The organism is Neisseria lactamica (assembly GCF_901482445.1).
Classification (GTDB): domain Bacteria; phylum Pseudomonadota; class Gammaproteobacteria; order Burkholderiales; family Neisseriaceae; genus Neisseria; species Neisseria lactamica.
Genome location: NZ_LR590477.1, coordinates 790,667 through 816,095 on the forward strand (window position 1 = coordinate 790,667; position 25,429 = coordinate 816,095).

The window sequence follows — 25,429 nt, forward strand, 5'->3', positions numbered from 1 at the left end:
CACGCTGCAAATTATTTTTGGTTAAAGAAATAATGTAATTTAATATTTTTGGCATTTGCTGCGTTTTCCAAATCAGCCTTGTCGCTTTCGCTGTCGCCCATCATATAGACACTGACATTGTTTCCGACTTTCTTTGCATGGTTTAAGGAATAAAGTGCGGTCGCCTTATTAAGCATTTGGCTGCTTCCCGCCACGCCGACGTTGATATTGTCCGCGCCGAGCATTTCAATCATATTTGATGCCGAAGGCGAGCCGGATGTTTTAATCATTCCGACAGCCACCGCATCGGAAAGCGGGTTATTTGTCGCGGGAACCTGCACGACAACAGAACGTTCTCCCTGCGGCATTTCAACCATCAGCCGGCCGACATTGACACCTGTTGCGCAAGCTGCAAGCATACCGGTGAGGGTTATCATTAGAAGTTTTTTCATTTGCCTACTCCTTTAGTCTTTAATCAAACTGCCCTGTTCGTCATAAACTTGAAATTGAACCATACTTCATTTTTATGAAGCCGGTTCTTCATTGGCCTGTATGGATACATTGTAATGATGCGTTATGGCAAAGTAAAGGAAATGCCGTCTGAACGGCTTTCAGACGGCATCGGTGCAATACGGGAACGCCGGAACATCGAAGCTCCGGCGTTTCAAATAGGGCGGCGGGCCAAACCCCCGGCACTGGTGCATCGGAGTGGGCTGCTGGCTTCCGCCCCTGACCCGGTGTTCCGATTTGCCATGCGGGGAGACCCGCCTCAAGAAGCCGCACATTATAGCGGTTTTTGGGAAAAACTCAACCGTTTTGATGCGGTCATACGCCGGAAACGGCATCTGAAACTTATCATCCGATAATATTGTCAACAATTTCTCAAAGCGTTATTTTGTTTCTATAAGGGTATTTCCTGTTTCGGCATTGAAAAAGGGGCTGTACTAGATTAGCCCTAAATTCCACACCAATCCCGTAGAATTTTTAGCTGCCGGGACGGTGTGCCGAAGTTAAATCGAAATTCGCATTCTTTCAAGAACAGCGGGAAAGATTTACGATCGATTCCGTTGTATTTTCGCAAGACGCGTTTTGACTGATTCCAAAAGTTCTCAATGCCGTTAATGTGGTTTTGACGGTCTGCAAATTCCTTGGAATGGTTGATACGGTAATGGATAAAACCGCTCACGTCCAACTTGTCGTAGCTGCTCAGACTATCGGTATAAACAATACTGTCCGGCATGATTTTCTTTTTGATGACAGGGAGTAACGTTTCAGACTTGGCATTATCTACGATAACGGTATAGACCCGTCCGTTGCGTTTCAGAATGCCGAAGACAACCACTTTTCCTGCCGCACCGCGACCACGTCTGCCTTTACGCCGTCCGCCGAAATAGCTTTCGTCCAGCTCGACAGGGCCCTCAAAAACCTCATCGGCAGCCAAGGCCAAATGATAATTGATAACCGTGCGGATTTTACGGTAGAACAGTGCTGCCGAATTGGGATGGATACCCAAAATATCGGCGGCAGAACGGGCGGTAACTTCCAGCACAAAAAAACGGAGCAGTTCTTTCTGTACTTTTTTCTTTAATTTGCAGTGTGTTATCTTCATACTTTGAGGGTAACATATCTGCTAATCTAGTACAGCCCCTTGAAAAATATCAAAAATTGAACTACATTATCGCCTTTTCAAACCCGCCTGAAACCGACTTTTCAGACGGCATTCAAATAAAAACTGCCAAACACGGACACACCATGACCACGACTACCGCCCCGCAGCGTATTCGGGAAATTCCCTACAACTATACTTCCTACACCGACCGCGAAATCGTCATCCGATTATTGGGCGACGAAGCGTGGCAAATCCTGCAAGACCTGCGCGGACAGCGTAAAACCGGGCGTTCGGCACGAATGCTGTTTGAAGTATTGGGCGATATTTGGGTGGTCGTGCGCAATCCGTATCTGGTTGATGATTTGCTGGAGCATCCGAAACGCCGCGCCGCGCTGGTACGTGAAATGCGCCACCGCTTAAATGAAATCCGCAAACGCCGCGACGATAATCGGCAAGTGGATGTGTTGGTTGCCGCAGCAGAAAAAGCAGTCGAGCGTTTTGATAGCAGTTTTGATGAAACCAGCCAAAAACGGCGGCAGATTTTGGAGCGTTTGAGCAAAATCACCAAGCCGCACAATATTATGTTCGACGGGCTGGCGCGGGTAACGCACGTTACCGATGCAACCGACTGGCGCGTGGAGTATCCGTTTGTCGTCGTCAATCCCGACACGGAGGCGGAAATCGCGCCTTTGGTGCGCGCCTTAATCGAGCTGGATTTGGTCATTATTCCGCGCGGCGGCGGCACGGGTTATACCGGCGGCGCGCTTCCTTTGGACGCAATGAGCGCGGTCATCAATACGGAAAAGCTGGACAAACATCGCGGCGTGGAGTTTGTCGAGCTGGCGGGCTTGGACGGCAAGCATCCGATTATCCGGTGCGGCGCGGGCGTGGTTACGCGGCGGGTGGAAGAAACCGCGCATCAGGCAGGTTTGGTGTTCGCCGTCGATCCGACTTCTGCCGACGCGTCCTGCGTGGGCGGTAATGTAGCGATGAACGCGGGCGGTAAAAAAGCCGTGCTGTGGGGGACGGCGTTGGACAACCTCGCCTACTGGCAGATGGTCAACCCTCAAGGCGAATGGCTGCGCATCGAGCGCGTGCGCCATAATTTCGGCAAAATCCACGACGAAGAAACCGCCGTGTTCGACGTTCACACGCTGGATTCAGACGGCCTCAATATCGTTAAAACCGAACGTTTGGAAATTCCCGGCCACAAATTTCGCAAAGTCGGTTTGGGCAAAGACGTTACCGACAAATTCTTGAGCGGCCTGCCCGGTGTGCAAAAAGAAGGTACAGACGGCATCATCACCAGCGTTGCCTTCGTGTTGCATAAAATGCCGAAATACACGCGCACCGTGTGTATGGAGTTTTTCGGCACGGTTGCCACCGCTACGCCTTCTATCGTCGAAATCCGCGATTTCCTGCTCGCCCACGACAGCGTGCGGCTGGCAGGTTTGGAACATTTGGACTGGCGTTATGTCCGTGCCGTCGGCTACGCCACCAAAGCGGCGGGTAAAGGACGGCCGAAAATGGTCTTGCTGGCGGATGTCGTTTCAGACGACGAAGCCGCCGTACAGGCAGCCGCCGAACACATCTGCGAACTTGCCCGCGCCCGCGACGGCGAAGGCTTTATCGCCGTGTCTCCCGAAGCGCGCAAAACCTTTTGGCTCGACCGCAGCCGCACCGCCGCCATCGCCAAGCACACCAACGCCTTTAAAATTAACGAAGACGTGGTAATCCCGCTTGAAAAACTCGGTGAGTATTCAGACGGCATCGAACGCATCAACATCGAGCTTTCCATCCAAAACAAGCTCAAACTCTGTGCCGCCTTGGAGCAATATCTTTCGGGCAAACTCCCCATCGACAAAATGGGCACTGACCTGCCGACCGCCGAACTGTTGGGCGAACGCGGCAAACACGCCCTGGCCCACGTTTCCGCCGTCAAAGCGCGTTGGGAATGGTTGCTTGCCAATCTCGACACGCCGCTTGCCGACTATAAAGCACGCTACGGCGCAGCCGTCCACGCCGCGCCCGAAGCCAAAGACGACGAGAGCTGTTTCACCGCATTCCGCGACTTCCGTCTGCGCGTGTCCGTCAAAGAGGACGTAATGAAGCCGCTCGCCGAAATCTTCAGCGGCAAAACCGACACCAAAATCATCGAAGGCTTGGGCAAAATCCACGCCAAAACCGTACGCAGCCGCGTCTTCGTCGCCCTGCATATGCACGCCGGCGACGGTAACGTCCATACCAATATCCCCGTCAATTCAGACGATGCCGAAATGCTTCAGACGGCCTACCGTTCGGTCGAACGCATTATGAAAATCGCCCGTTCGCTCGGCGGCGTGATTTCGGGCGAACACGGCATCGGCATTACCAAGCTCGAATTTTTAAGCGACGAAGAAATGCAGCCGTTTTGGGACTACAAAAACCAAGTCGATCCCAAACACACCTTCAACCGCCACAAACTGATGAAAGGCTCGGACTTACGCAACGCCTATACGCCGTCTTTCGAGCTTTTGGGCGCGGAATCGCTGATTATGGAAAAATCAGACCTCGGCACGATTGCCGATTCCGTCAAAGACTGCCTGCGCTGCGGCAAATGCAAACCCGTCTGCTCCACCCACGTTCCGCGCGCCAACCTGCTGTACAGCCCGCGCAACAAAATCCTCGGCGTAGGGCTGTTGACCGAAGCATTCTTATATGAAGAGCAAACCCGGCGCGGCGTTTCCGTCAAACATTTTGAAGAACTGATGGACATCGGCGACCACTGCACCGTGTGCCACCGCTGCGTCAAACCCTGCCCCGTCAACATCGACTTCGGCGACGTAACCGTAGCCGTCCGCAACTACCTTGCCGATTCCGGCCACAAACGCTTTGCGCCTGCAGCTTCAATGGGTATGGCATTCCTAAACGCCACCGGCCCGAAAACCATCAAAGCCCTTCGCGCCGCGATGATACAGACCGGCTTCCCAGCTCAGAACTTTGCCTACAAAATCGGCAAGCTTCTTCCGATCGGCACTAAAAAGCAAAAAGCCGAACCCAAGGCAACCGTCGGCAAAGCCCCGATTAAAGAACAGGTTATCCATTTCATCAACCGCCCCCTGCCCAAAAACGTACCCGCCAAAACACCGCGCTCCTTATTGGGCATCGAAGACGGCAAAAGCATCCCCATCATCCGCAACCCCGCCGCGCCGGAAGATGCCGAGGCCGTGTTCTACTTCCCGGGCTGCGGTTCGGAACGCCTGTTCAGCCAAATCGGGCTTGCCGTCCAAGCCATGCTCTGGCACGTCGGCGTACAAACCGTCCTGCCGCCCGGCTATATGTGCTGCGGCTATCCGCAAGACGCAGGCGGCAATAAGGCAAAAGCCGAAGAAATGAGCACCAACAACCGCGTCGCCTTCCACCGCATGGCGAACACCCTCAACTACCTCGACATCAAAACCGTCGTCGTCAGTTGCGGCACTTGTTATGACCAGCTCGAAAAATACCGCTTCGAGGAAATCTTCCCCGGCTGCCGCATCATCGACATCCACGAATACCTACTCGAAAAAGGCGTGAAACTGAACGGCGTGAAAGGTCAGCAATACCTCTACCACGACCCCTGCCACACGCCCATCAAAACCATGAACGCCACCCAAATGGCAAGCAGCCTGATGGGACAGAAAGTTGTTTTAAGCGACCGCTGCTGCGGCGAGTCCGGTATGTTCGCCGTCAAACGCCCCGACATCGCCACTCAGGTCAAGTTCCGCAAACAAGAGGAAATCGAGAAAAACCTCAAAGAGCTGCCGCAGGGCGAACCTGTCAAAATGCTCACCTCCTGCCCCGCCTGCCTGCAAGGCTTGAGCCGCTACGCCGACGACAACAATATGCCTGCCGACTACATCGTTATCGAAATGGCAAAACACATCCTCGGCGAAAACTGGCTGGACGAGTTTGTGAAAAAAGCCAACAACGGCGGCGTGGAAAAAGTACTGCTGTAACAACGGACGCGGAAATGCCGTCTGAACGCCGAGAGCCTTCAGACGGCATCGTTTGAACCAAATATAGTGGATCAACAAAAATCAGGACAAGGCGACGAAGCCGCAGACAGTACAAATAGTACGGAACCGATTCACTTGGTGCTTCAGCACCTTAGAGAATCGTTCTCTTTGAGCTAAGGCGAGGCAACACCGTACTGGTTTTTGTTAATCCACTATACCTACCCAAATCATGATTGACGGACAAACAAACAAACCCGAACAAAAAACCCGAATTATCCTTGCCCCGATGCAAGGGCTGGTAGACGATGTGATGCGCGACCTGCTGACACGGATAGGCGGCTACGACGAATGCGTCAGCGAATTTGTACGCATTACCCATACCGTGCATTCCCGCGCCACTTGGTTAAAATACGTCCCCGAAATCGCCAACGGGAACAAAACGCCCGTCGGCACGCCCTGCACCGTCCAACTTCTGGGCAGCGATGCGGACAATATGGCGGCGAATGCGCTGGAAGCCGTCCGCTTCGGTGCGGACAAAATCGATTTGAACTTCGGTTGCCCCGCTCCGACAGTCAACAAACACAAAGGCGGCGCAATCCTTTTAAAAGAGCCGCAACTGATATTCCACATCGTCAAAACGCTGCGCGAACGTTTGCCCGCACATATTCCGCTCACCGCAAAAATGCGGCTCGGCTATGAGGACAAAAGCCGGGCTTTGGAATGCGCCTGTGCGATTGCCGAAGGAGGCGCGTGCGGACTGACCGTACACGCGCGCACCAAAGCCGAGGGTTACGAACCGCCGGCGCATTGGGAATGGATAAAAAAAATCCGAGATGCCGTCAATATTCCCGTTACCGCCAACGGCGACGTTTTCAGCCTGCAGGACTATATCGGCATCAAAACCGCCAGCGGCTGCAACAGCGTGATGCTGGGGCGCGGCGCGGTCATCCGCCCGGATTTGGCGCGCCAAATCAAGCAGTATGAAAGCGGTTTGAGCGTAAGGGATAGCGATTTTGCCGAAATTTCCAAATGGATACGGCTCTTTTTCGATTTATGCCTGGCAAAAGAGGCAAACAACAAATATCCGCCGGCGCGGCTGAAACAGTGGCTGGGTATGATGAAGAAAGAATTTGCAGCGGCACAAAATCTGTTCGACCGCATCCGCACCGTCAAAGATGCGGACGAAGTTCGGAACATCTTGGCTGCATTTGAGCGAGAAATGAATACTTGAATATGTATAGTGGATTAACAAAAACCGGTACGGCGTTGCCTCGCCTTGTCCTGATTTTTGTTAATCCACTATATCCGCTTCAAAGCAAATGCCGTCTGAAAACCTTTCAGACGGCATTTGCTGTCTTTATTGCCGTTTTTCGTCCGTATCCGGATTTTTGTTTTTCAGCTTCGCACCCAAGCCCAAACGCCTTTCATAATCCGATTGCGGGGTATCGTCTTCCTGCATACCGAACGCGCCGGCATTAACCCACAGCGACAGCAGCGCGACGACAAAGGCGAAAAAGCCGATTACATACCAAAACATTGCCCCTCCCGATTTGTTAAAATCATATCAAATACAGTGCCGAATTTATCACAAGCGCACGGGCAAATAAATCTTCTGACCGCAGTATTTCATTCATTTACTTTGAAAACAAAAAAGGACACCTGAAAATTTTGCAAAACTTTTCAGATGCCCCTGCTTTGCCGAGAAACGTATCAGCCGCCGCACGCGCCGCAGCAGCCGCCTTCGCCGTGTCCGCCTTTTTTGTCGTTATCGACAACGGGCAGTTCGACTTCTTCGTTTGGTTTTTCTGCATTTTCGGGCAGGTCGTTGACTTTGATTTTAGCGGTTTCGCTCATTTCCTTACCTCATTTGGAAAACGGTTTGAAAGATTCAGGAATATAGCATGTTTAATCCGGACCTGAAAAGGAAAGCCGTATGCGAAATGCCGTCTGAAGCCCAATCAGGGCTTCAGACGGCATTTTACCGCCGGATCAAATATATTGAACTTCGATAATGTCGTATTCGCGTACGCCGCCCGGGGCTTGAACTTCCGCCGTATCGCCTTCTTCCTTGCCGATTAAGGCGCGGGCAATCGGAGAGCCGACATAGATTTTGCCCTGTTTGATGTCCGCTTCGTCTTCGCCGACAATTTGGTAGGTAACGTGTTCTTCCGTTTCCAAATCTTCCAACGTAACCGTCGTACCGAACACGATTTTTCCTTCGGCGTGGATTTCGGTGGGATTGATGATATGGGCAACGGAAAGTTTGTGTTCCAACTCGGAAATGCGGCCCTCGATAAAGCCTTGGCGTTCTTTGGCGGCTTCGTATTCGGCGTTTTCGGACAAATCGCCGTGCGATCTGGCTTCGGCAATCGCTTCGATCACTTCGGGGCGCGCCACGCTTTTGAGCTGCTGCAATTCCTGTTTCAGCAATTCCGCACCGCGTACGGTCAGGGGGATTTTTTGCATCGGTCTTTTTTCTCCATATTCCGGCACACCGGTTTGCGGCAGCAAACATACCGCGTACCGTCTTGCTTTGTGCGTCCGGATATTAAAATAAAAATACAAGCCGCCCGGAAAATCGGCGGCTTGTCTGTCGTTGAACAGCGGCTATTCTACCAAATTCTATGAAATTGGCAATCGTGCCGTGCCGTCCGCAAACGCGCTATGTCCGCAACAAAAGCCGAAAATATGCCGGCAAAAAAATTTTAGAAACAAAAAATTTAAAAATAATCAATTTTCGACATAAAAAACCACATTCACGGACTTTAAAACCGAAAATGCCAAACCTGAGATTTTTCAGACGGCATTTGCACCAGTATAATGCAGGCTGTTTTTATCTTTATATTGACGTTTTGCCATGACCGAATCCGTCCGCCTCCCCGCCGCCCGTCTCAAACCTTCCACCGTCGCCCTGCCCGGCTCCAAAAGCATCAGCAACCGCACCCTGCTGCTCGCCGCCCTGTCCGACAATGCTTGCGAAATCCATTCCCTGCTCAAATCCGACGATACCGGCCGTATGCTCGAAGCACTCGATAAACTCGGCGTTGGAATCGAACATCTTGCCGAAGGCCGTCTGAAAGTACACGGCACGGGCGGACGCTTCCCCAACCGCACTGCCGATTTGTTTTTGGGCAACGCGGGCACGGCGTTCCGCCCGTTAACCGCCGCGCTGGCGGTTTTGGGCGGCGATTATCATCTGCACGGCGTGCCTCGTATGCACGAACGTCCCATCGGCGATTTGGTCGATGCGCTGCGGATTGCCGGCGCCGATGTTGAGTATCTCGGCAACGAACACTATCCGCCGCTTCATATCAGCGAACGCCAAGACAACGGCGAACGCTTGATTCCGATTAAAGGCAATGTATCCAGCCAGTTTCTGACCGCCCTTTTGATGGCGTTGCCGCTGACCGGGCAGGCGTTTGAAATCCGTATGGTCGGCGAATTGATTTCCAAGCCCTATATCGACATTACTTTAAAACTGATGGCGCAATTCGGCGTACAGGTTGCCAATGAAAACTACCGCGTCTTCAAAATTCCCGCCGATGCGCACTACCACGCGCCCGAACACTTGCACGTCGAAGGCGATGCCTCCGGCGCGTCCTACTTCCTCGCAGCCGGTTTGATTGCCGCCACGCCCGTCCGTGTTACCGGCATCGGCGCAAACAGCATACAGGGCGATGTCGCCTTTGCCCGCGAACTGGAAAAAATCGGTGCGGACGTGGTGTGGGGCGAAAACTTCGTCGAAGTCTCGCGCCCGAAAGAACGTGCCGTCCAAGCCTTTGATTTGGATGCGAACCATATCCCCGATGCCGCCATGACCCTCGCCATCGTCGCGCTTGCCACAGGGCAAACCTGCACGCTGCGCAATATCGGTTCGTGGCGCGTCAAGGAAACCGACCGCATCGCCGCAATGGCAAACGAATTGCGCAAACTCGGTGCAAAAGTTGTCGAAGAAGCCGAAGCAATCCGCATCACCCCGCCTGAAACGCTGACACCCGATGCCGTCATCGACACTTACGACGACCACCGTATGGCGATGTGTTTCTCGCTGGTTTCCCTGTTGGGCGTACCCGTCGTCATCAACGACCCGAAATGCACCCATAAAACCTTCCCGACTTATTTTGAAATATTCTCTTCGCTGACCGAAACAGCGTAAATAAGGCGGAAAAAATGCCGTCTGAAACCCGAAAACAGGGCTTCAGACGGCATTTTGCCGCGATTCCGGCACGGCGGGCGGCTCATTCTGTGAAGAAGGTGTATGCGCCGAGGTAGTTTTTGGCGTAAAACGGCGTGGAGAGTTTCTCGGTTCGGACGGTTTTGCCGCTGCTTGGCGCGTGGATGAATTGCCCGTTGCCGATGTAGAGTCCGACATGCGAGTAGCGGTGCGCGCCGCCCGTATTAAAAAACACCAAATCGCCCGCCTTGAGGCTGCTGTCGGGGATTTTGCGGCCTGCCGCCGCCATATCGCGGGCGGTGCGGGGCAGATTGACGTTGAGGGCGTTTTTGTAAACGAATTGAATCATCCCGCTGCAATCGAAGCCGGTTGCGGTGCTGCTTCCGCCCCATTTGTAGGGCGTGCCGATCAGTCCGAGGCTGTGGAGCATGAGTTCCTGCGATCCTTGCGCGCGGTCGATGTGGCTGATGCGGACGGGTTGGATTTGCCGGACTGTCTGTTTGGGTTTCGGTTGGCGGTATTTGCCGGAGGTCGTACCGCATGAGGCGAGGAGCAGTGCACTGAGACAGAGGAAAAGGGTTTTGTCGAGGGGAAACATGGTTTTTCCTTTGCGGGTTCGGATATGCCGTCTGAAGGCGTTTCAGACGGCATTCCTATAATAAACCTTCGATGGGCAGCAGGGATAGGATTTTTGCGGCAATGCGTTTCCAGAGTTTGGCTTCCGGCTCGTTCGGGTAGGTTTTCCGGGTGGCGGGGTCGTACCATTGCAGGCGCTTGTGTTTGTCGAGGGTAACGCGGTAGGCATAGGCGGGCGTGGTATCGGCGAGGGTGCGCTCCATCTGTTCTGCGATTTTGGGGCTTTCGATAACCACGCCCATCTCAGTATTGAGGCGTGCGGAACGGGGGTCGAGGTTGAATGAGCCGATGAAGATGCGCCTGCCGTCCACGATGAAGGTTTTGGCGTGCAACCCGGTCACGGGGCTGCCGGTCAGCCCTTTGTCTTTGGCAGGGAGGACGGCGTGGCCGGGCCGGAGTTCGTAAAGTTTGATGCCGGATTGAAGCAGGGGTTTGCGGTATTTGGCGTAACCGGAATGGACGGCGGCAACATCGGTGGCCTGCAGCGAGTTGGTCAGGACGGTTACGTCTATGCCGTTTTGCACCAGCTTCGCCAACGCCTGCGTGCCGGCCTTCGTGGGGACGAAATAGGGTGAAACCAGATAAACGCTTTTTTCGGGTTGTTTGAGCGCGTCTTGCAGCCGGTCGGCAATCGGCGGTTTGCGGCGGTCGCGGTCCAGCCCTTTGGCGGGGTCGTCGCTGATGAGGCGGGTTTGGACGCTCTGCCAGTCGATGCGCCCCGCCTGTATTTTTCGGTAGAGGGAGGACTGTTCGACGGTTTCGCGATAGCGGAGGAGCGCCTGTCTGGATGTTTCGTCGTCGTAGCCGAGCGTCCGGAGTCCCCGGCGCGGGTCGCCGTGCCGGATGATGCGTGTGGCGTTATGGGCGGAACGGCTTGCCCAGTAGTGGTCGAAATCCCGGGAAACTTCGCCGACTACCGCGCCGGTGGCGAGGATGTCGAGATCGGCGAAAACGGTGTCCCCTCCGGCTTTGAAATATTCGTCGCCGATGTTGCGCCCCCCGAGTATGGTGGCGCGGTTGTCGGCGGTAAAGGATTTGTTGTGCATACGGCGGTTGAGGCGGGGGAAGTCGGTCAGATAGCCCAATGCGCGCCACTTGCGGAAAACGAAGGGATTGAACAGGCGCACTTCGATATTGGGATGGCTGTCGAGGGCGAGCAGGAGGTCGTCCAAACCGCGCGTGTTGTTGTCGTCCAGCAGCAGGCGCACGCGCACGCCGCGTTCTGCGGCAAGGTACATCAGGTTGAACAGCAGCCTGCCGGAAATATCGTTGCGCCAAATGTAGTATTGCAAATCGAGGCTGTGTTCGGCGGATTCGATGAGGGCGGCGCGGGCGGCAAAGGCTTCGTGGGGATCGTCGAGCAGGTAGATGTCGGACAGGCGGCTGTCGGACGGGAAATGGCGGATGTGCAAAACTTTGTCCAAGAGGACGGGCGCGGCAGTGTCGAAATGGCGGCTTTCCGTGCGTTCTTCCGGCGGCGGCAGCCAAGCGGCGCAAGAGCAGAGGAAAAGGCATAAAAGGAGGAGGCTGCGTGTTTTCATAAAAACGGGGCTTCAGACGGCATTGCCGGTGTTTTTGGGTTGCGCGTATCGGAGCGGCACCATCCGAACGCCGGAAAGGGAAAAATGGTTTTCGGGGCAGATTAAGAGGGGGCGTTCCGAATCAGGTTTGCGCCGTCCGAAACGTGCAGCCGCTTGAAAACCAGCGATGAGGCAAGGGTGATGCCGCCGATGCAGAGCAAGGTCATCCGGAAGGCGGGGTGCGGGTTTCCGCCGGCAGGCATCAGGAATATCCAGTTTTTCAGTATCAGCGCGCCGGAAACCACCCCCATACTGATGGCAAGCTGCTGGTTAACCGCCATCAGGCTGTTGCCGCTGCCCGTTTGCTGCGGGCGCAAATCGGCAAGCGTCAGCGTATTCATCGCGGAAAACTGAAAAGAGTTGCACGCGCCGATTGCCAGCGAGAGCAAAACCCATATCCATAACGGAGCATCCTTTCCGGGCAGGGCCGGCAGGATAATCAAAGCGGCGAGCAGTTTGGTATTCCAAAGCAGCAGCGCACGGTAGCCGAAACGCCTCATCAGCGGCGCAATCAGCGGCTTGACCAGCAGGGAAGACAGGGCGACGGGGGCAAGCAGCAGGCCGGACAGGCTTGCGCTGAAACCGAAAGCGGTTTGAAACATCAGCGACATCAGGAAGGGAATCGAGCTGATGCCGATACGGCCGGACAGGTTGCCCGCCAATCCCAAACGGAATGTGCGTATCAGGAACAAATCGGCGGAATAAATCGGGCGCTCCGCCGTTTTCATATGTTTGAAATAAGCCCGGGCGGACAGCAAACCCGCACACAGCGCAGACAAGGTCAAAAACAGGGGCAGCCCGTGGGACAAGCCCTCCATTGCCGACAGCAGCAGGCAGGCGGCAGCCGAAAAAATCAGATAACCCTTAAAATCCAAAGAAGTATCGCCGCCCTTAATATCGGGCATAATATTCCTTCCCAATACGAGGCCCAGCAGCCCGATGGGCAGGTTGAGCAGGAAAATCCAGTGCCACGAAGCATATTCGGCAAGATAGCCGCCCGCCACAGGCCCTAAAACCGGCCCGATCAATGCAGGCATAACCGCATAATTAATGGCATTGAGCAGCTTCGATTTTTCATACGCGCGCAAAATGGTCAGGCGCGGAATCGGAACCAGCATCGAACCGCCTACGCCCTGGACGATGCGCGAGACTGCCAACTCGGGCAGCGATTCGGATGCGGCGCACAATGCCGATCCGAGCATAAAAACGGCAATCGAACCGAAAAAGACTTTTTTCGTTCCGAACCTGTCCGCAAAATAACCGCTTAAAGGCATCAGCAGGGCAACGGTCAAAGTATAGGAAACAACCGCCAACTGCATATTTAAAGGCGGCTCGTCCAAATCGGCGGCAATTTCGGGCAGGGCGGTATTTAAAATAGTCGCGTCCAGCATCTGCATAAAAATGGCAACCGCCAGCAGAAGCGGCAGGCCGGAAGACGGGGCGCGGGCGGATAAGGCGTTTTTTTCCATAAGGCGATTGTACCCCATTCTCACACCGCGACCGCTTCCAAATGCCGTCCGAACGGCGGAAAAGCGCAATCATTACACGTTTACAAATAAATGAAATGCCGTTTTATCATAATGATTACTATTATCAAAAAACAGGGAAAGCAAGGTGCGGCAAGCATCGGCGTGGGAAGCTGAAAGAAAAATCAGATTATTTTTTAAAATTATACTTGACCCGCAACAGTCAATTACTTAAAGTACCCGCTTAACTTCCGACAGAAAAACGGGCATCCCCGTCCACAAAAAAATGAGCGCAATCACCCCACCCAAAATCATTACATTCGACAGCAAACCGACAGATGTCTATTTTTTCGGCACTTGCGTCCTCGATCTCTTTATGCCCGAAGCCGGTATGGATGCCATTACCTTAATCGAGCAACAGGGCATACGGGTTCATTTCCCGATGGCGCAAAGCTGCTGCGGCCAGCCCGCCTATTCATCCGGCCATCCGACTGAAGCCTTCGATGTCGCCAAAGCGCAACTCGACCTTTTCCCCGAGGAGTGGCCGATTGTCGTACCGTCCGGTTCGTGCGGCGGTATGATGAAGCACCATTGGCCCACCCTGTTTAAAAACACGGAATACGAATCCAAAGCGGTTGATTGCGCCGGCCGCATCATCGAGTTTACCCATTTCCTGCTTGCCATCGGCTACAAGCCCGAAGACAAGGGCAAACCCGTCAAAGTCGCCGTCCATACCTCCTGCGCCGCCCGCCGAGAAATGAATGTCCATCTCTCGGGCTGGCAGCTGATCGACGGTATGGAAAACGTCGAGCGCGTCGTTCACGACCACGAAAGCGAGTGTTGCGGCTTCGGCGGCACATTCTCCGTCAAACAGGCCGACATTTCCGGCGCGATGGTAACCGACAAAGTCGCCGCGCTGAAAGAAACCGGCGCGACCGAAATCATCAGCGCGGACTGCGGCTGTATGATGAACATCGGAGGCAAAATCGCCAAGGACGAACCGGATATGCCGCGTCCGAAGCATATCGCATCCTTCCTGTTGGAACGCACCGGAGGCAAAGTATGAGCGCGCGCGAAAATATTTTGGCAAAACTGAAAAAAGCCGGCGCGTTGCCGATGGAAGAGCCTGCGGTTTTTGATTATTACCGCGAAAAGGGTGTTTCTTGGGACAGCGAGATTGAGCGTCTGAAACATTGGGCTGCCGCAATGCGCGCCGTCAAAACCGAAATCTATTGGGTGACGAAAAGCAATTGGATGCAGGTTTTCCGCGAAGCGGCAGAAGGCAAGGGTTTGAAAAACATCCTGCTGCCCTTGGCGACCGAACACGGACAAATTGCCCGTGCCGCATTGGCGGGCAGCAATATCGAACCGATTGCCTTCGAGCGCGAAATCGATACTTGGAAAACCGAGTTTTTCACGAACATCGATGCAGGCTTCAGCGGCGCGCAATGCGGCATCGCCCGCACCGGTACGCTGATGCTGTTTTCCAGCCCCGAAGAACCGCGTACTTTGAGCCTCGTTCCGCCCGTGCATTTCTGCCTGTTTGATACGGCGAAAATGTATAACGAATTTCACAACGCTGTCGAAGGTGAAAAACTGGTGGAAAACGGTATGCCGACCAATGTTTTCCTGATTTCCGGCCCGTCCAAAACCGCAGACATCCAGCTGACGCTTGCTTACGGCGCGCACGGTCCGCGCGATTTGGTCATCCTCGCCATCCTGCCCGACCACATTTCCCCTGCCGATTTGGAGGAAAACGTATGACTACGCAAACCATCAAATTTCATATGAAGCCGGAAACGTTCAAGCAAAACGCCGCCATTTCCCTTCAAGACAAGCCTTTGCGTAAAAGCCTGCGTACCGCGATGGATATGTTGATGACCAAACGCAAAGCCGTTTTGACCGACGAAGAAGAGCTGCAAAGCCTGCGCGATTTGTGCGAACACATCCGTCAACGCTCATTGTCCAAATTGCCCGCCCTGCTGGAGCAGTTAGAAGAAAACCTGACCAGGCTGGGCGTAAAAGTACACTGGGCGGAAACGCCGGCCGAAGCCTGCCAAATCATCCACGGCATCATTACCGCCAAAAACGGCAAGCTGATGGTTAAAGGCAAATCGATGGTCAGCGAAGAAATCGAGCTGAACCATTATCTTGAAGCAAAAGGCATTAAAGCGGTGGAAAGCGACTTGGGCGAGTTCATCGTCCAAATGGCAGGCGAGAAACCGACCCATATCGTGATGCCCGCCATTCACAAAACCAAAGAACAGGTGAGCGAACTTTTCCACCAAAACCTCGGCACGCCGCTGACGGACGACGTGGACCAACTGACCGGCTTCGCCCGCAAAGCCCTGCGCGATATTTACAGCACCGCCGATGTCGGCTTGAGCGGCGTGAACTTCGCCGTAGCTGAAACGGGTACGTTATGTTTGGTGGAAAACGAAGGCAACGGCCGTTTGAGCACCACCGTTCCGCCCGTGCATATCGCCATTACCGGTATTGAAAAAGTAGTGGCGAAATTGTCCGACATCCCCCCCTTGTACAGCCTGCTGCCGCGTTCCGCCATCGGTCAAAACATTACCACTTATTTCAATATGATTACTGGCCCGCGCCGCAGTGAAGAATTAGACGGTCCGCAGGAAATGCACTTGGTCCTGCTCGACAACGGCCGCAGCCAGGCTTATGCCGAAGACCAAATGCGCCGCACCCTGCAATGTATCCGTTGCGGCGCGTGTATGAACCATTGTCCGGTTTATACCCGTATCGGCGGCGCGGCATACGGCACAACCTATCCCGGCCCGATTGGCGAGATTATTTCCCCGCACCTGTTGGGTCTGGATGCCACCCGCGACCTGCCGACCGCCTGCACGATGTGCGGCGCGTGTGTGGAAGTCTGCCCGGTACGCATCCCGATTACCGAACAAATGCAGCGGCTTCGTGTCGAAGCGCAACGTTCGCCGACCGAAACCGTGCCTCATCCCATCCGCGGACAAGGCGCATCGCATACCTTCGGCGAACAAATGGCGTGGCGCACATTCAACGGCATTTTCAGCGGCAGCAAAACCTACCGCGCCTTCGGTTGGGCAGCCACCAAGTTCCGCAACCTGACCCCGCGCAAACAGTTGGGTTGGACGGACAACCGCGTGCCGATGAAACCGGCGAAGAAAACCCTGCACGAACTGATGGCGGAAAAAATGCGCCAAAAAGAACAGGCATAAACAGTTGTTTGCAAAAATGCCGTCTGAAACCCGAAAACAGGGCTTCAGACGGCCTGAAAAGCAGCCTGACCGCGCAAAAATAAATGATGAGACGGAACGCTAAGACGCTTTCAGGCAGCCTGACATTAAGGCTGCTTAGAAGCGTTTTTTAATCGTACCACGGATTGAACACCGCGACATCGGCCGCAAAAAATGGGCCGGTATCACGCGTAGCAACTGTCAAACGGTGCTGTTTGGCCGTTGCTGCAATATAGCCGTCTGCGGCGGCAATCGCTTTGCCATGTGTTTTGGCATAGGAACGAATTTGCGCATAGATTGCGGCAACCGGTTCATCAAAAGGCAGAATCCGCCTCGCAAATAAAGGCAAAATGGATTGTTCCAAACGCTCGTGCAGCACATTCTTTTTCTTGCCGTCGGGCAACAACGCCACACCCAAACGCAATTCTGCAACAGTCATGGCAGACAAATACACATCTTCCAATATCAAACTATCCAACCATGCCACCACACGTTCATTGGGTTGTGGGCGCAAAGGTTCGGAAATCACATTTGTATCCAGTAAAATCATCAAAAGGATACCTCATTCTTGGTATCGAAATCACGCACGTTATCCAACTCCACACCATCCACTTCCTGCCCGATTGATGCCAACATTGACCCCAAACGTACCGTTTGCTGTGCTTTGGCGATGTTATCCAAGATTAAGCGGATTTCTGCTTCGGTACTGCGCCCTGCGGCTCGCGCGCGGAATTTGAGTGCGTTGTGCGTGCTCTCGGATAAATTTCTAATCACAACAGAAGCCATTGCCTTTCCTTCCTGAAAAAAGTTTTCCAAATGCTATCAAAATAAAAAAATGATAGCAATCTATTTTTTAACGCCTGCGGATGCCTGAAAATTCAGGTGGCCGCAGGCGTTTTTTTGCATCTGAAAAACGTCTCCCTCCCCCTTTCTGATAAATAAAAACAGCCGCTCTGCGGCGTTTTGGCACAACGGGCAATGCTGCTCGGTCGAAACGGAAGCAGATTATGGCGGAAAACCCATCACGCTCGGCGAAATAGTGCAGCCCGAAAGCGATGTGCCTGAAAAATATTTCCTGACAGATACTGCCAAATTGGAAAAGTTCCGGTATTTGCGCGGCGCAAAAAAAATCGAACGCGTTTCTTCCGACGGGCATACCTACATTTACTCGGAAGGCGGAATGCCGCCCTACGACGATTTAAACCTGCCAGGACGGACAATGCTGACTTCCGAAGGGACGGTCAGCAGGCCGACGCACCTTTTGAAAATAAACGGAAAACACCGGCTGCTGACACCTGTCGAAGCCGAAAGGCTGCAAGATTTCCCCGACGGTTGGACAGCCCGGAAGAAACTTGCCGACGGCACAGTCGCCGAAGTTTCCGACAAGATGCGTATGTTTTTTATGGGTAATGCGCCGGTTACTGAAATCGTCAGGAAAATCGGGACATTTATTTCAGAAATTGAAACCCGCACAGATTGTTAAACCCCAAAACAGGGGCGGGCGAAATCTTCCGGCAATGGACTCATGCAAACAAATGCCGTCTGAAACCCGAAACAGGGCTTCAGACGGCATTTGTGTATTCGCGGACGGAGGGTTTTAAATCTGTTCCAATTCCATACTCAAAACAGCCTGTTCCTGTTTGGCTCGGAAGTCTGCCAGTTTTTGCGCCAGTTCGGGATTTTCATTGGCCAGCATGGAAACGGCGAACAATGCGGCATTTGCCGCGCCTGCCTCGCCGATGGCGAATGTGGCGACGGGTACGCCTTTGGGCATTTGTACAATCGATAAAAGCGAATCTTCGCCGCGCAGGTATTTACTGGGGACGGGTACGCCCAAAACGGGGACGGTAGTCTTGGCGGCAACCATACCGGGTAAATGCGCCGCGCCGCCCGCGCCCGCGATAATGGCTTTGATGCCGCGCGCCCGTGCGGTTTCAGCGTATTGGAACATTAAATCCGGGGTGCGGTGTGCGGAAACAACGCGCGCCTCATATTCTACGCCGAACTCTTCAAGAAACTGCGCTGCCTGCCGCATAACGGGCCAATCGCTGTTGCTGCCCATGATGATGCCGACTTGAATCATAAATCTCTCCTTGGTGGGGATGGGGTAAAAAGCGGAAAAACGGAAAAAACTATCGTTTGCGTATGGCTGAGGCGGCGCGTTTTGCCGCCGGGCTGCCGGGATAGGTCTGTATCAGGCTGCGCCAAGTCGCCCTTGCAATATCTTTTTGCTGCAGCCTGTATTGGCATTCGCCGATTTTGAACATGGCTTCGGGCGCGGTTGGGCTGTCTTTGAAACGGTTGGCGTAACGCCCTCCGATTTCGATGACGGATTCGCAGTTCCCCATACGCGCCCTGCTTTGCAGCAACAGGTACATACTGCGTTGCGCGATGCTGCCGCCGTCGCCTCCGTCCGCGCCTTTCAACAGGGCGGCCGCTGCAGAAAACCTGCCGCTTTGATAGTGTTTGAGTGCCTGATTGTAGAGGTTTTGTGCGGTTTCGACAGTATGTGCGGATGCGCTACCGCCTTCGGTATTGAGATAATGCTCTTTCAACTTGCGGTCGTCGAGTTTTTGGACGGGTGTCCTGCCGGAAGAATGTGTTTTTGCGTGTTCCAGTGCTTTGACTTTGCCGTTTAAGGTTTCCACTTCGTTCGACAGGCGAATAATCCTGTTTTCCAGATAGTCCAAACGGTCTTGCAAGGTCGGAACGGGATAGGGAATGCCGTCTGAAGCATTTTCCTGTGTCGGCATTTCGGTTCGGCTGTCTGCCGGAACAGGTGAAACGGAAGAACAGGCGGCGGACACAGTCAGCCAAATGATAAAAAGCGGTAATTTGGTCTTCATTATTTTTTCAGAAGCAGGGTCAAGCCGTCGCCGACGGGCAGGGTGATGGGGACGATGCGCGGGTCGTTCGGCAGGTTTTGATTGAAATCTTTGAGGATGCCGACACTGGGCGGCGCATCGGAAGCGGCCTCGCGCATCACCCTTCCGTTCAACAAAATATTGTCGATGGCAATAATGCCGCCTTGCCGGACGAGTTTGAGGCAACGCTCGAAATATTGCGGCGTGGGCGGTTTGTCTGCGTCTATCAGTGCCAAATCGTAGCTTCCGGCTTCACCCTGTGCAATCAAATCATCCAATGTCAGCAATGCGGGTTGCAGGTGCAGGCCGATTTTATGTGCCACACCGGCCTCGTTCCAAACCTGACGCGCCGTATCGGTAAAGGTTACATTGATATCGCAGGCGGTAATCCGCCCGTGTTCGGGCAACGCCAATGCAAGCGCGGTGCTGCTGTATCCGGTAAATACGCCGATTTCCAGATATTTTTCCGCGCGAATCAGCTTTGCCAGCCAAACCAAAACCGCCGCCTGTTCGCGCGCAATCGCCATTTTGCCCATACGGTGATGCTCGGTCTTCTCGCGCAGCCGCGTCAAAACGGGATGTTCGGGTTCGCCGATGGCGTTCAAATAGTTTTGCAGGTCCGGTGCGACATTGGACAGATGGGTCGTCATTTCGGCGGGTTCAGTCTTGGTAATAGGTATAAGGTTTTTTCGCTACTTTTGCCGCCTCGAAGTTTTCCTGTTCTTCGGGATTGAGTTCGACATCCCACAAAAGCCCCCTGTTTTCCAAACGCTGCTGTTCCAACTCAGGTTTTTCTTCAATCAGGCGGTTGAGGAATTGTGTGGCTTCGGATTGGTAGTGGTACATCTTTACGCTCCAATTTTATGGGATACGGCGTGATTATACTGGTATTTTCCAAACGGGATAAACGGCTTTTATCAAGAATACGGGCAGAAAAGTAAGGGGTTTTATTATAGAATGAAGCGTTTTTTGCAACGGAAGCCTACCTTATGCCACGCATTGCCGCCCTGCCCGACCATCTTGTCAACCAAATCGCCGCCGGCGAAGTGGTCGAACGCCCTGCCAACGCCTTGAAAGAAATTGTTGAAAACAGCATAGACGCAGGCGCGACGGCGATTGATGTCGAGCTGGCGGGCGGCGGCATCCGCCTCATTCGCGTCAGCGACAACGGCGGCGGTATCCATCCGGACGACATCGAACTCGCGCTCCACCGCCACGCCACCAGCAAAATCAAAACCTTAAACGATTTGGAACACGTCGCCAGTATGGGCTTTCGCGGCGAAGGCTTGGCAAGCATCGCCTCCGTCAGCCGCCTGACCCTGACCAGCCGTCAAGAAGACAGTTCGCACGCGACCCAAGTCAAAGCCGAAGACGGCAAACTCAGCAGCCCCACCGCCGCCGCCCACCCCGTCGGCACGACCATCGAAGCTGCCGAACTCTTCTTCAATACACCCGCGCGGCGCAAGTTCCTCAAATCCGAAAACACCGAATACGCCCACTGCGCCACCATGCTCGAACGCCTCGCGCTGGCGCATCCGCACATTGCCTTCTCACTCAAACGCGACGGCAAACAAGTGTTCAAACTTCCAGCCCAAAGCCTGCATGAACGGATTGCCGCCATTGTCGGCGAAGACTTTCAGACGGCATCCTTAGAAATAGACAGCGGCAACGGCGCGCTGCGGCTCTACGGCGCGATTGCCAAGCCGACTTTTGCCAAAGGCAAAACCGACAAACAATACTGCTTCGTCAACCACCGCTTCGTGCGCGACAAAGTCATGCTCCACGCCGTCAAGCAGGCATACCGCGACGTTTTGCACAACGCCCTCACCCCCGCTTTCGTCCTTTTCCTCGACCTGCCGCCCGAAGCCGTGGATGTCAACGTCCACCCGACCAAAACCGAAATCCGCTTCCGCGACAGCCGGCAGGTGCACCAACTCGTGTTCCACACGCTCAACAAAGCCCTTGCCGACACACGCGCCGACCTGACCGAAAGCGTCAGCAACGCAGGCGAAGTGTTGCATGACATTACCGGCGTTACGCCTGCACCAATGCCGTCTGAAAACGACAACGAAAATCTGTTTGATAGCGCATCCGACTACCCGACAGGCAACAAACCCGATACGCGCAATGCCTTCGGTTCATCAGGCAAAACCGCGCCCATGCCTTACCAGGCCGCGCGTGCGCCGCAACAACGCAGCCTGTCCCTGCGCGAAAGCCGCGCGGCAATAAACACCTATGCCGAACTCTACAAAAAAACCGACGACATCGACCTTGAGTTAAGCCGATTCGAGCAGGCACGTTTCGGCAATATGCCGTCTGAAACGCCTGCTCCCCAAACAGATACGCCGCTTTCAGACGGCATCCCGTCCCCATCCGAACTGCCGCCGCTCGGTTTTGCCATTGCCCAATTACTTGGCATCTACATCCTTGCCCAAGCCGAAGACAGCCTGCTGCTCATCGATATGCACGCCGCTGCCGAACGCGTCAACTACGAAAAAATGAAACGCCAACGTCGGGAAAATGGCAGGCTGCAAAGCCAGCGCCTGCTTATTCCCGTAACCTTTGCCGCGTCCCACGAAGAATGCGCCGCCCTTGCCGATTATGCCGAAACACTGGCAGGCTTCGGGCTGGAACTGTCCGATATGGGCGGCAACACCCTCGCCGTCCGCGCCGCACCCGCAATGTTGGGCAAATCCGATGTCGTCTCCCTCGCCCGCGACGTATTGGGCGAATTCGCCCAAGTCGGCAGCAGCCAAACCATCGAGGAACACGAAAACCGCATCCTCGCCACCATGTCCTGCCACGGCTCGATCCGCGCCGGCCGCCGGCTTACCCTGCCCGAAATGAACGCACTGCTGCGCGATATGGAAAACACGCCGCGCAGCAACCAATGCAACCACGGCAGGCCGACTTGGGTCAAACTGACTTTGAAAGAATTGGACGCACTGTTCTTGCGCGGACAGTAAGCCGAAAGTGCTAGAATACGCCGCCCGAGACCGCCGTTCAGACGGCATTCCGACGCACCGACAGAAACATCACGACCGAAACCAAGAGAAAAATATGGCCTATCAAGTTCTCGCCCGAAAATGGCGGCCCAAAACCTTTTCCGACTTAGTCGGTCAGGAACACGTCGTCAAAGCCCTGCAAAATGCCTTGGACGAAGGCAGGCTGCATCACGCCTACCTGCTGACCGGAACGCGCGGCGTGGGCAAAACCACCATCGCCCGCATCCTTGCCAAAAGCCTCAACTGCGAAAACGCGCAACACGGCGAACCTTGCGGCGTATGCGAAAGCTGTACGCAGATTGATGCCGGACGCTACGTCGATCTGCTGGAAATCGATGCCGCCTCCAACACAGGCATCGACAACATCCGCGAAGTCTTGGAAAACGCCCAATACGCGCCGACCGCCGGCAAATACAAAGTCTATATCATCGACGAAGTGCATATGCTTTCCAAAAGCGCGTTCAACGCTATGCTCAAAACGCTGGAAGAGCCGCCCGAACACGTCAAATTCATCCTTGCCACGACCGATCCGCACAAAGTTCCCGTTACCGTCTTGAGCCGCTGCCTGCAATTCGTCTTGCGCAATATGACCGCGCAGCAGGTTGCCGACCACCTCGCCCACGTCCTCGACAGCGAAAAAATCGCCTACGAACCCGCCGCCCTGCAACTTTTGGGACGCGCCGCCGCCGGATCGATGCGCGATGCCTTAAGCCTGCTCGACCAAGCCATCGCCCTAGGTTCGGGCAAAGTTGCCGAAAACGATGTCCGCCAAATGATTGGTGCGGTTGACAAACAATACCTTTACGAACTGCTGACAGGCATCATCAACCAAGACGGCGAGGCCCTGACCGCCAAAGCGCAGGAAATGGCGGCGTGTGCCGTCGGCTTTGACAACGCCTTGGGCGAACTTGCCATACTGCTGCAACACCTCGCCCTGATACAGGCAGTCCCCTCCGCCTTGGCGCACGACGACCCCGATTCCGATATTTTGCACCGCCTCGCCCAAACCATAAGCGGCGAACAAATCCAGCTTTACTACCAAATCGCCGTCCACGGTAAACGCGACCTGAGCCTCGCCCCCGACGAATACGCCGGCTTTATGATGACCCTGCTGCGTATGCTGGCGTTTGCGCCCTTGGCGGCAGCTTCGTGTGATGCAAATGCCGTGATTGAAAATACCGAACTAAAATCCCCATCGGCACAAACCGCCGAAAAGGAAACCGCCGCAAAAAAGCCCCAACCGCGCCCTGAAGCGGAAACCGCCCAAACACCCGTTCAGACGGCATCCGCAGCGGCAATGCCGTCTGAAGGCAAAACTGCCGAACCCGTTTCCAATCAAGAAAACAACGATGTTCCGCCTTGGGAAGACGCGCCGGACGAAGCCCAAACCGCAGCCGGCACGATCGCGCAAGCATCGGCAAAAAGCATTCAGACGGCATCCGAAGCCGGAACGCTGCCGGAAAATCAAGTTTCCAAGAACAAGGCAGCCGACAACGAAACCGAGGCTTCCTTGTCCGAAACGCCGTCTGAAAACCCCATTCAGGCAACACCGAATAATGAAGCCGTTGAAACAGAAACATTTGCACACGAAGCTCCTGCAAAACCTTTCAACGGTTACAGCTTTCCGGATGATGACTGCCCCGTAGAAGACAACGCGGAAATCCCGCCGCCCGATTGGGAACACGCCGCCCCTGCCGATGCGGAAGAAGAAAACAACGCCGACGAAGGCAGCAACGACGAAAACAACACACCGTCCGCCCCGCCGCCCGAATTTTCCACCGAAAACTGGGCAGCCATCGTCCGGCATTTCGCCCGCAAACTCGGCGCGGCGCAAATGCCGGCGCAACACTCCGCGTGGACGGAATACCATCCCGACACCGGTCTGATGGTTTTGGCGATGACCGCCGAAGCACGCGCCACCGCCGATAAAAAACGCCTCGACAAAATCCGCGACACCCTTGCCCAAGCCTACGGGCTGCAACTCACCCTGCAAACCCAAGACTGGCGCGACGAAGCCGGCAGAGAAACCCCCGCGATGCAGGACAAGCGCGTCCAAATCGAAGACAGGCAAAAAGCACAAGCATTGCTCGAAGCCGACCCCGCCGCACAAAAAATCCTCCAAGCATTCGGCGCGCAATGGCAGCCCGAATCACTGGAATTGGCGGCAAACCGGCCGTAAACAGATATAATGCCGCCCGAACCCTTCGGACGGCATTGCCGTTTCCCTCATTCAATCAAAACAGACAGGAGTATTCAGTATGTTCGGAAAAGCCGGATTAGGCGGCCTGATGAAGCAGGCGCAGCAAATGCAGGAAAATATGAAAAAAGCGCAAGCCAAACTTGCCGAAACCGAAATCGAAGGCGAAGCAGGCAACGGCTTGGTCAAAATCACAATGACCTGCGCGCACGAAGTACGCAAAATCGACATCAGCCCCGATTTGATTCAAGAAGCCGCCGACGACAAAGAAATGCTCGAAGACCTCATCCTCGCCGCCCTCAAATCCGCCCGTGGCAAAGCCGAAGAAACCGCAAACAAAACAATGGGCGCATTCACTCAAGGACTCCCCCCCGGCGTGGGCGACTTCTTCCGCTGACCCCGACCGTCATTCCCACGCAGGCGGGAATGACGGAGGGCAATGCCGTCTGAAACTTCGTCATTCCCGCGAAAACGGAAATTCAGCCCCGTCGGAACAGAAACTTACACCCCCGTCATTCCCGTGAAAACGGGAATCCGGTAGGCTGGGCTGTAGGGTGGGCTTCAGCCCACCAATCCGCCAACAACCACACAAACCCCCACCGCGTCATTCCCGCGAACGCGGGAATCCAGTAACCGAAAAACCACAGGAATCCATCGGAAAAAACAGAAACCCCCACAGCCGTCATTCCAGTATATCGTAGGGTGCATA

24 protein-coding genes, 1 other RNA gene and 1 other annotated feature are annotated in these 25,429 nt (G+C 54.5%); of the genes, 10 read left to right on the plus strand and 15 right to left on the minus strand.

Annotated features, from left to right (window positions below):
• Window positions 1-11 precede the first annotated feature (11 nt).
• The 3 genes from FGL10_RS04175 to FGL10_RS04185 form a co-directional block, all read right to left on the minus strand.
• Window positions 12-431, minus strand: a complete 420-nt coding sequence (locus FGL10_RS04175; protein ID WP_003707690.1) for a hypothetical protein — start codon at window positions 429-431, stop codon at window positions 12-14.
• A 220-nt stretch (window positions 432-651) separates the two neighbouring features.
• Window positions 652-748, minus strand: an RNA gene (gene ffs, locus FGL10_RS04180) — signal recognition particle sRNA small type.
• Window positions 749-934: 186 nt separating this feature from the next.
• Window positions 935-1,588, minus strand: coding sequence for an IS1595 family transposase (locus FGL10_RS04185; protein WP_003710196.1), 654 nt, complete (start codon window positions 1,586-1,588; stop codon window positions 935-937).
• Window positions 1,589-1,731: 143 nt separating this feature from the next.
• On the opposite strand from FGL10_RS04185, the gene FGL10_RS04190 reads away from it, so the two are divergent.
• Complete coding sequence (locus tag FGL10_RS04190) at window positions 1,732-5,565, plus strand: DUF3683 domain-containing protein (RefSeq protein WP_036470691.1); 3,834 nt, start codon at window positions 1,732-1,734, stop codon at window positions 5,563-5,565.
• A gap of 229 nt (window positions 5,566-5,794) precedes the next feature.
• Window positions 5,795-6,796, plus strand: coding sequence for a tRNA dihydrouridine synthase (locus FGL10_RS04200; protein WP_003709060.1), 1,002 nt, complete (start codon window positions 5,795-5,797; stop codon window positions 6,794-6,796).
• 126 nt (window positions 6,797-6,922) lie between these two features.
• Here FGL10_RS04200 and FGL10_RS04205 read toward each other — a convergent pair whose 3' ends face one another.
• The 3 genes from FGL10_RS04205 to greA form a co-directional block, all read right to left on the minus strand.
• Window positions 6,923-7,102, minus strand: a complete 180-nt coding sequence (locus FGL10_RS04205) for a hypothetical protein (protein ID WP_003712339.1) — start codon at window positions 7,100-7,102, stop codon at window positions 6,923-6,925.
• 173 nt (window positions 7,103-7,275) lie between these two features.
• Window positions 7,276-7,419 (minus strand): hypothetical protein, encoded by a 144-nt coding sequence (locus FGL10_RS04210; protein WP_003712341.1) that lies wholly within the window; start codon window positions 7,417-7,419, stop codon window positions 7,276-7,278.
• Between the two features lie 135 nt (window positions 7,420-7,554).
• Entirely contained in the window at window positions 7,555-8,031 is a 477-nt protein-coding gene (greA, locus tag FGL10_RS04215) for a transcription elongation factor GreA (RefSeq protein ID WP_003709053.1), read from the minus strand.
• 391 nt (window positions 8,032-8,422) lie between these two features.
• Between greA and aroA the strand changes: the two genes are divergently transcribed.
• A complete protein-coding gene (gene aroA, locus FGL10_RS04225; protein ID WP_036469707.1) occupies window positions 8,423-9,721 on the plus strand; it encodes a 3-phosphoshikimate 1-carboxyvinyltransferase in 1,299 nt (432 codons plus the stop codon).
• Window positions 9,722-9,803: 82 nt separating this feature from the next.
• Here aroA and FGL10_RS04230 read toward each other — a convergent pair whose 3' ends face one another.
• The 3 genes from FGL10_RS04230 to FGL10_RS04240 all read right to left on the minus strand — a co-directional run bounded on the left by FGL10_RS04230 (window position 9,804) and on the right by FGL10_RS04240 (window position 13,493).
• Window positions 9,804-10,337, minus strand: a complete 534-nt coding sequence (locus FGL10_RS04230) for a C40 family peptidase (protein ID WP_003709046.1) — start codon at window positions 10,335-10,337, stop codon at window positions 9,804-9,806.
• Between the two features lie 55 nt (window positions 10,338-10,392).
• Window positions 10,393-11,916 carry a phospholipase D family protein gene (locus FGL10_RS04235; protein WP_036469704.1) on the minus strand — a complete coding sequence of 508 codons (1,524 nt, stop codon included), beginning with the start codon at window positions 11,914-11,916 and terminating at the stop codon, window positions 10,393-10,395.
• Between the two features lie 101 nt (window positions 11,917-12,017).
• Window positions 12,018-13,493, minus strand: coding sequence for an MFS transporter (locus tag FGL10_RS04240; protein WP_232043721.1), 1,476 nt, complete (start codon window positions 13,491-13,493; stop codon window positions 12,018-12,020).
• A 214-nt stretch (window positions 13,494-13,707) separates the two neighbouring features.
• Between FGL10_RS04240 and FGL10_RS04245 the strand changes: the two genes are divergently transcribed.
• The 3 genes from FGL10_RS04245 to FGL10_RS04255 are packed head-to-tail and all read left to right on the plus strand — an operon-like array spanning window position 13,708 to window position 16,636.
• A complete protein-coding gene (locus tag FGL10_RS04245; protein WP_003709035.1) occupies window positions 13,708-14,487 on the plus strand; it encodes a (Fe-S)-binding protein in 780 nt (259 codons plus the stop codon).
• The gene (locus FGL10_RS04250) at window positions 14,484-15,185 is read left to right on the plus strand and encodes a LutC/YkgG family protein (RefSeq protein WP_003709033.1); all 702 of its coding nucleotides are present in this window, start codon (window positions 14,484-14,486) and stop codon (window positions 15,183-15,185) included. Before FGL10_RS04245 ends, FGL10_RS04250 begins: the two co-directional genes overlap by 4 nt.
• Window positions 15,182-16,636 carry a LutB/LldF family L-lactate oxidation iron-sulfur protein gene (locus FGL10_RS04255; RefSeq protein WP_003709031.1) on the plus strand — a complete coding sequence of 485 codons (1,455 nt, stop codon included), beginning with the start codon at window positions 15,182-15,184 and terminating at the stop codon, window positions 16,634-16,636. Before FGL10_RS04250 ends, FGL10_RS04255 begins: the two co-directional genes overlap by 4 nt.
• A 148-nt stretch (window positions 16,637-16,784) precedes the next feature.
• Here the strand turns inward: FGL10_RS04255 and fitB are convergent, their stop codons facing one another.
• The gene (fitB, locus tag FGL10_RS04260) at window positions 16,785-17,204 is read right to left on the minus strand and encodes a type II toxin-antitoxin system toxin FitB (RefSeq protein ID WP_003709029.1); all 420 of its coding nucleotides are present in this window, start codon (window positions 17,202-17,204) and stop codon (window positions 16,785-16,787) included.
• A complete protein-coding gene (locus tag FGL10_RS04265) occupies window positions 17,204-17,440 on the minus strand; it encodes a FitA-like ribbon-helix-helix domain-containing protein (RefSeq protein WP_036469701.1) in 237 nt (78 codons plus the stop codon). The genes fitB and FGL10_RS04265 overlap by 1 nt, the downstream gene beginning before the upstream one ends.
• A gap of 253 nt (window positions 17,441-17,693) precedes the next feature.
• Here FGL10_RS04265 and FGL10_RS04270 point away from each other — a divergent pair, with 253 nt between their 5' ends.
• Window positions 17,694-18,137 (plus strand): DNA cytosine methyltransferase, encoded by a 444-nt coding sequence (locus tag FGL10_RS04270; RefSeq protein WP_003709023.1) that lies wholly within the window; start codon window positions 17,694-17,696, stop codon window positions 18,135-18,137.
• Between the two features lie 114 nt (window positions 18,138-18,251).
• Here FGL10_RS04270 and purE read toward each other — a convergent pair whose 3' ends face one another.
• The 4 genes from purE to FGL10_RS04290 are packed head-to-tail and all read right to left on the minus strand — an operon-like array spanning window position 18,252 to window position 20,364.
• Window positions 18,252-18,737 carry a 5-(carboxyamino)imidazole ribonucleotide mutase gene (gene purE / locus FGL10_RS04275; protein WP_003709019.1) on the minus strand — a complete coding sequence of 162 codons (486 nt, stop codon included), beginning with the start codon at window positions 18,735-18,737 and terminating at the stop codon, window positions 18,252-18,254.
• Window positions 18,738-18,786: 49 nt separating this feature from the next.
• On the minus strand, window positions 18,787-19,500 hold the full coding sequence (locus tag FGL10_RS04280) for a tetratricopeptide repeat protein (RefSeq protein ID WP_003709018.1): 714 nt from the start codon (window positions 19,498-19,500) through the stop codon (window positions 18,787-18,789).
• Window positions 19,500-20,168, minus strand: a complete 669-nt coding sequence (locus FGL10_RS04285; RefSeq protein WP_003709017.1) for a class I SAM-dependent methyltransferase — start codon at window positions 20,166-20,168, stop codon at window positions 19,500-19,502. Before FGL10_RS04285 ends, FGL10_RS04280 begins: the two co-directional genes overlap by 1 nt.
• Before the next feature lie 10 nt (window positions 20,169-20,178).
• Entirely contained in the window at window positions 20,179-20,364 is a 186-nt protein-coding gene (locus tag FGL10_RS04290) for a DUF3460 family protein (RefSeq protein WP_002216929.1), read from the minus strand.
• A gap of 143 nt (window positions 20,365-20,507) precedes the next feature.
• On the opposite strand from FGL10_RS04290, the gene mutL reads away from it, so the two are divergent.
• The 3 genes from mutL (at window position 20,508) to FGL10_RS04305 (ending at window position 25,117) form a co-directional block, all read left to right on the plus strand.
• A complete protein-coding gene (mutL, locus tag FGL10_RS04295; protein WP_003709016.1) occupies window positions 20,508-22,484 on the plus strand; it encodes a DNA mismatch repair endonuclease MutL in 1,977 nt (658 codons plus the stop codon).
• Window positions 22,485-22,578: 94 nt separating this feature from the next.
• Window positions 22,579-24,702, plus strand: a complete 2,124-nt coding sequence (dnaX, locus tag FGL10_RS04300; protein WP_036469698.1) for a DNA polymerase III subunit gamma/tau — start codon at window positions 22,579-22,581, stop codon at window positions 24,700-24,702.
• Window positions 23,768-23,807: a sequence feature (This ribosomal frameshift element is known only in the genus Neisseria.), on the plus strand. (Overlaps the previous gene by 40 nt.)
• Window positions 24,703-24,781: 79 nt before the next feature.
• Window positions 24,782-25,117: a YbaB/EbfC family nucleoid-associated protein gene (locus FGL10_RS04305; protein WP_002219073.1), complete on the plus strand. Its 336-nt coding sequence runs from the start codon at window positions 24,782-24,784 to the stop codon at window positions 25,115-25,117.
• Window positions 25,118-25,429 lie beyond the last annotated feature (312 nt).

Bases quoted from the DNA above. Each gene is read 5' to 3' on its own strand.
- FGL10_RS04290 (WP_002216929.1), bottom strand. From the start codon at position 20,364: ATGTACCACTACCAATCCGAAGCCACACAATTCCTCAACCGCCTGATT.
- dnaX (WP_036469698.1), top strand. From the start codon at position 22,579: ATGGCCTATCAAGTTCTCGCCCGAAAATGGCGGCCCAAAACCTTTTCC.
- mutL (WP_003709016.1), top strand. From the start codon at position 20,508: ATGCCACGCATTGCCGCCCTGCCCGACCATCTTGTCAACCAAATCGCC.
- FGL10_RS04265 (WP_036469701.1), bottom strand. From the start codon at position 17,440: ATGGCTTCTGTTGTGATTAGAAATTTATCCGAGAGCACGCACAACGCA.
- FGL10_RS04305 (WP_002219073.1), top strand. From the start codon at position 24,782: ATGTTCGGAAAAGCCGGATTAGGCGGCCTGATGAAGCAGGCGCAGCAA.
- FGL10_RS04205 (WP_003712339.1), bottom strand. From the start codon at position 7,102: ATGTTTTGGTATGTAATCGGCTTTTTCGCCTTTGTCGTCGCGCTGCTG.
- purE (WP_003709019.1), bottom strand. From the start codon at position 18,737: ATGATTCAAGTCGGCATCATCATGGGCAGCAACAGCGATTGGCCCGTT.
- aroA (WP_036469707.1), top strand. From the start codon at position 8,423: ATGACCGAATCCGTCCGCCTCCCCGCCGCCCGTCTCAAACCTTCCACC.
- FGL10_RS04235 (WP_036469704.1), bottom strand. From the start codon at position 11,916: ATGAAAACACGCAGCCTCCTCCTTTTATGCCTTTTCCTCTGCTCTTGC.
- FGL10_RS04255 (WP_003709031.1), top strand. From the start codon at position 15,182: ATGACTACGCAAACCATCAAATTTCATATGAAGCCGGAAACGTTCAAG.
- fitB (WP_003709029.1), bottom strand. From the start codon at position 17,204: ATGATTTTACTGGATACAAATGTGATTTCCGAACCTTTGCGCCCACAA.
- FGL10_RS04200 (WP_003709060.1), top strand. From the start codon at position 5,795: ATGATTGACGGACAAACAAACAAACCCGAACAAAAAACCCGAATTATC.
- FGL10_RS04175 (WP_003707690.1), bottom strand. From the start codon at position 431: ATGAAAAAACTTCTAATGATAACCCTCACCGGTATGCTTGCAGCTTGC.
- FGL10_RS04210 (WP_003712341.1), bottom strand. From the start codon at position 7,419: ATGAGCGAAACCGCTAAAATCAAAGTCAACGACCTGCCCGAAAATGCA.
- FGL10_RS04280 (WP_003709018.1), bottom strand. From the start codon at position 19,500: ATGAAGACCAAATTACCGCTTTTTATCATTTGGCTGACTGTGTCCGCC.
- FGL10_RS04285 (WP_003709017.1), bottom strand. From the start codon at position 20,168: ATGACGACCCATCTGTCCAATGTCGCACCGGACCTGCAAAACTATTTG.
- greA (WP_003709053.1), bottom strand. From the start codon at position 8,031: ATGCAAAAAATCCCCCTGACCGTACGCGGTGCGGAATTGCTGAAACAG.
- FGL10_RS04185 (WP_003710196.1), bottom strand. From the start codon at position 1,588: ATGAAGATAACACACTGCAAATTAAAGAAAAAAGTACAGAAAGAACTG.
- FGL10_RS04250 (WP_003709033.1), top strand. From the start codon at position 14,484: ATGAGCGCGCGCGAAAATATTTTGGCAAAACTGAAAAAAGCCGGCGCG.
- FGL10_RS04190 (WP_036470691.1), top strand. From the start codon at position 1,732: ATGACCACGACTACCGCCCCGCAGCGTATTCGGGAAATTCCCTACAAC.
- FGL10_RS04230 (WP_003709046.1), bottom strand. From the start codon at position 10,337: ATGTTTCCCCTCGACAAAACCCTTTTCCTCTGTCTCAGTGCACTGCTC.
- FGL10_RS04245 (WP_003709035.1), top strand. From the start codon at position 13,708: ATGAGCGCAATCACCCCACCCAAAATCATTACATTCGACAGCAAACCG.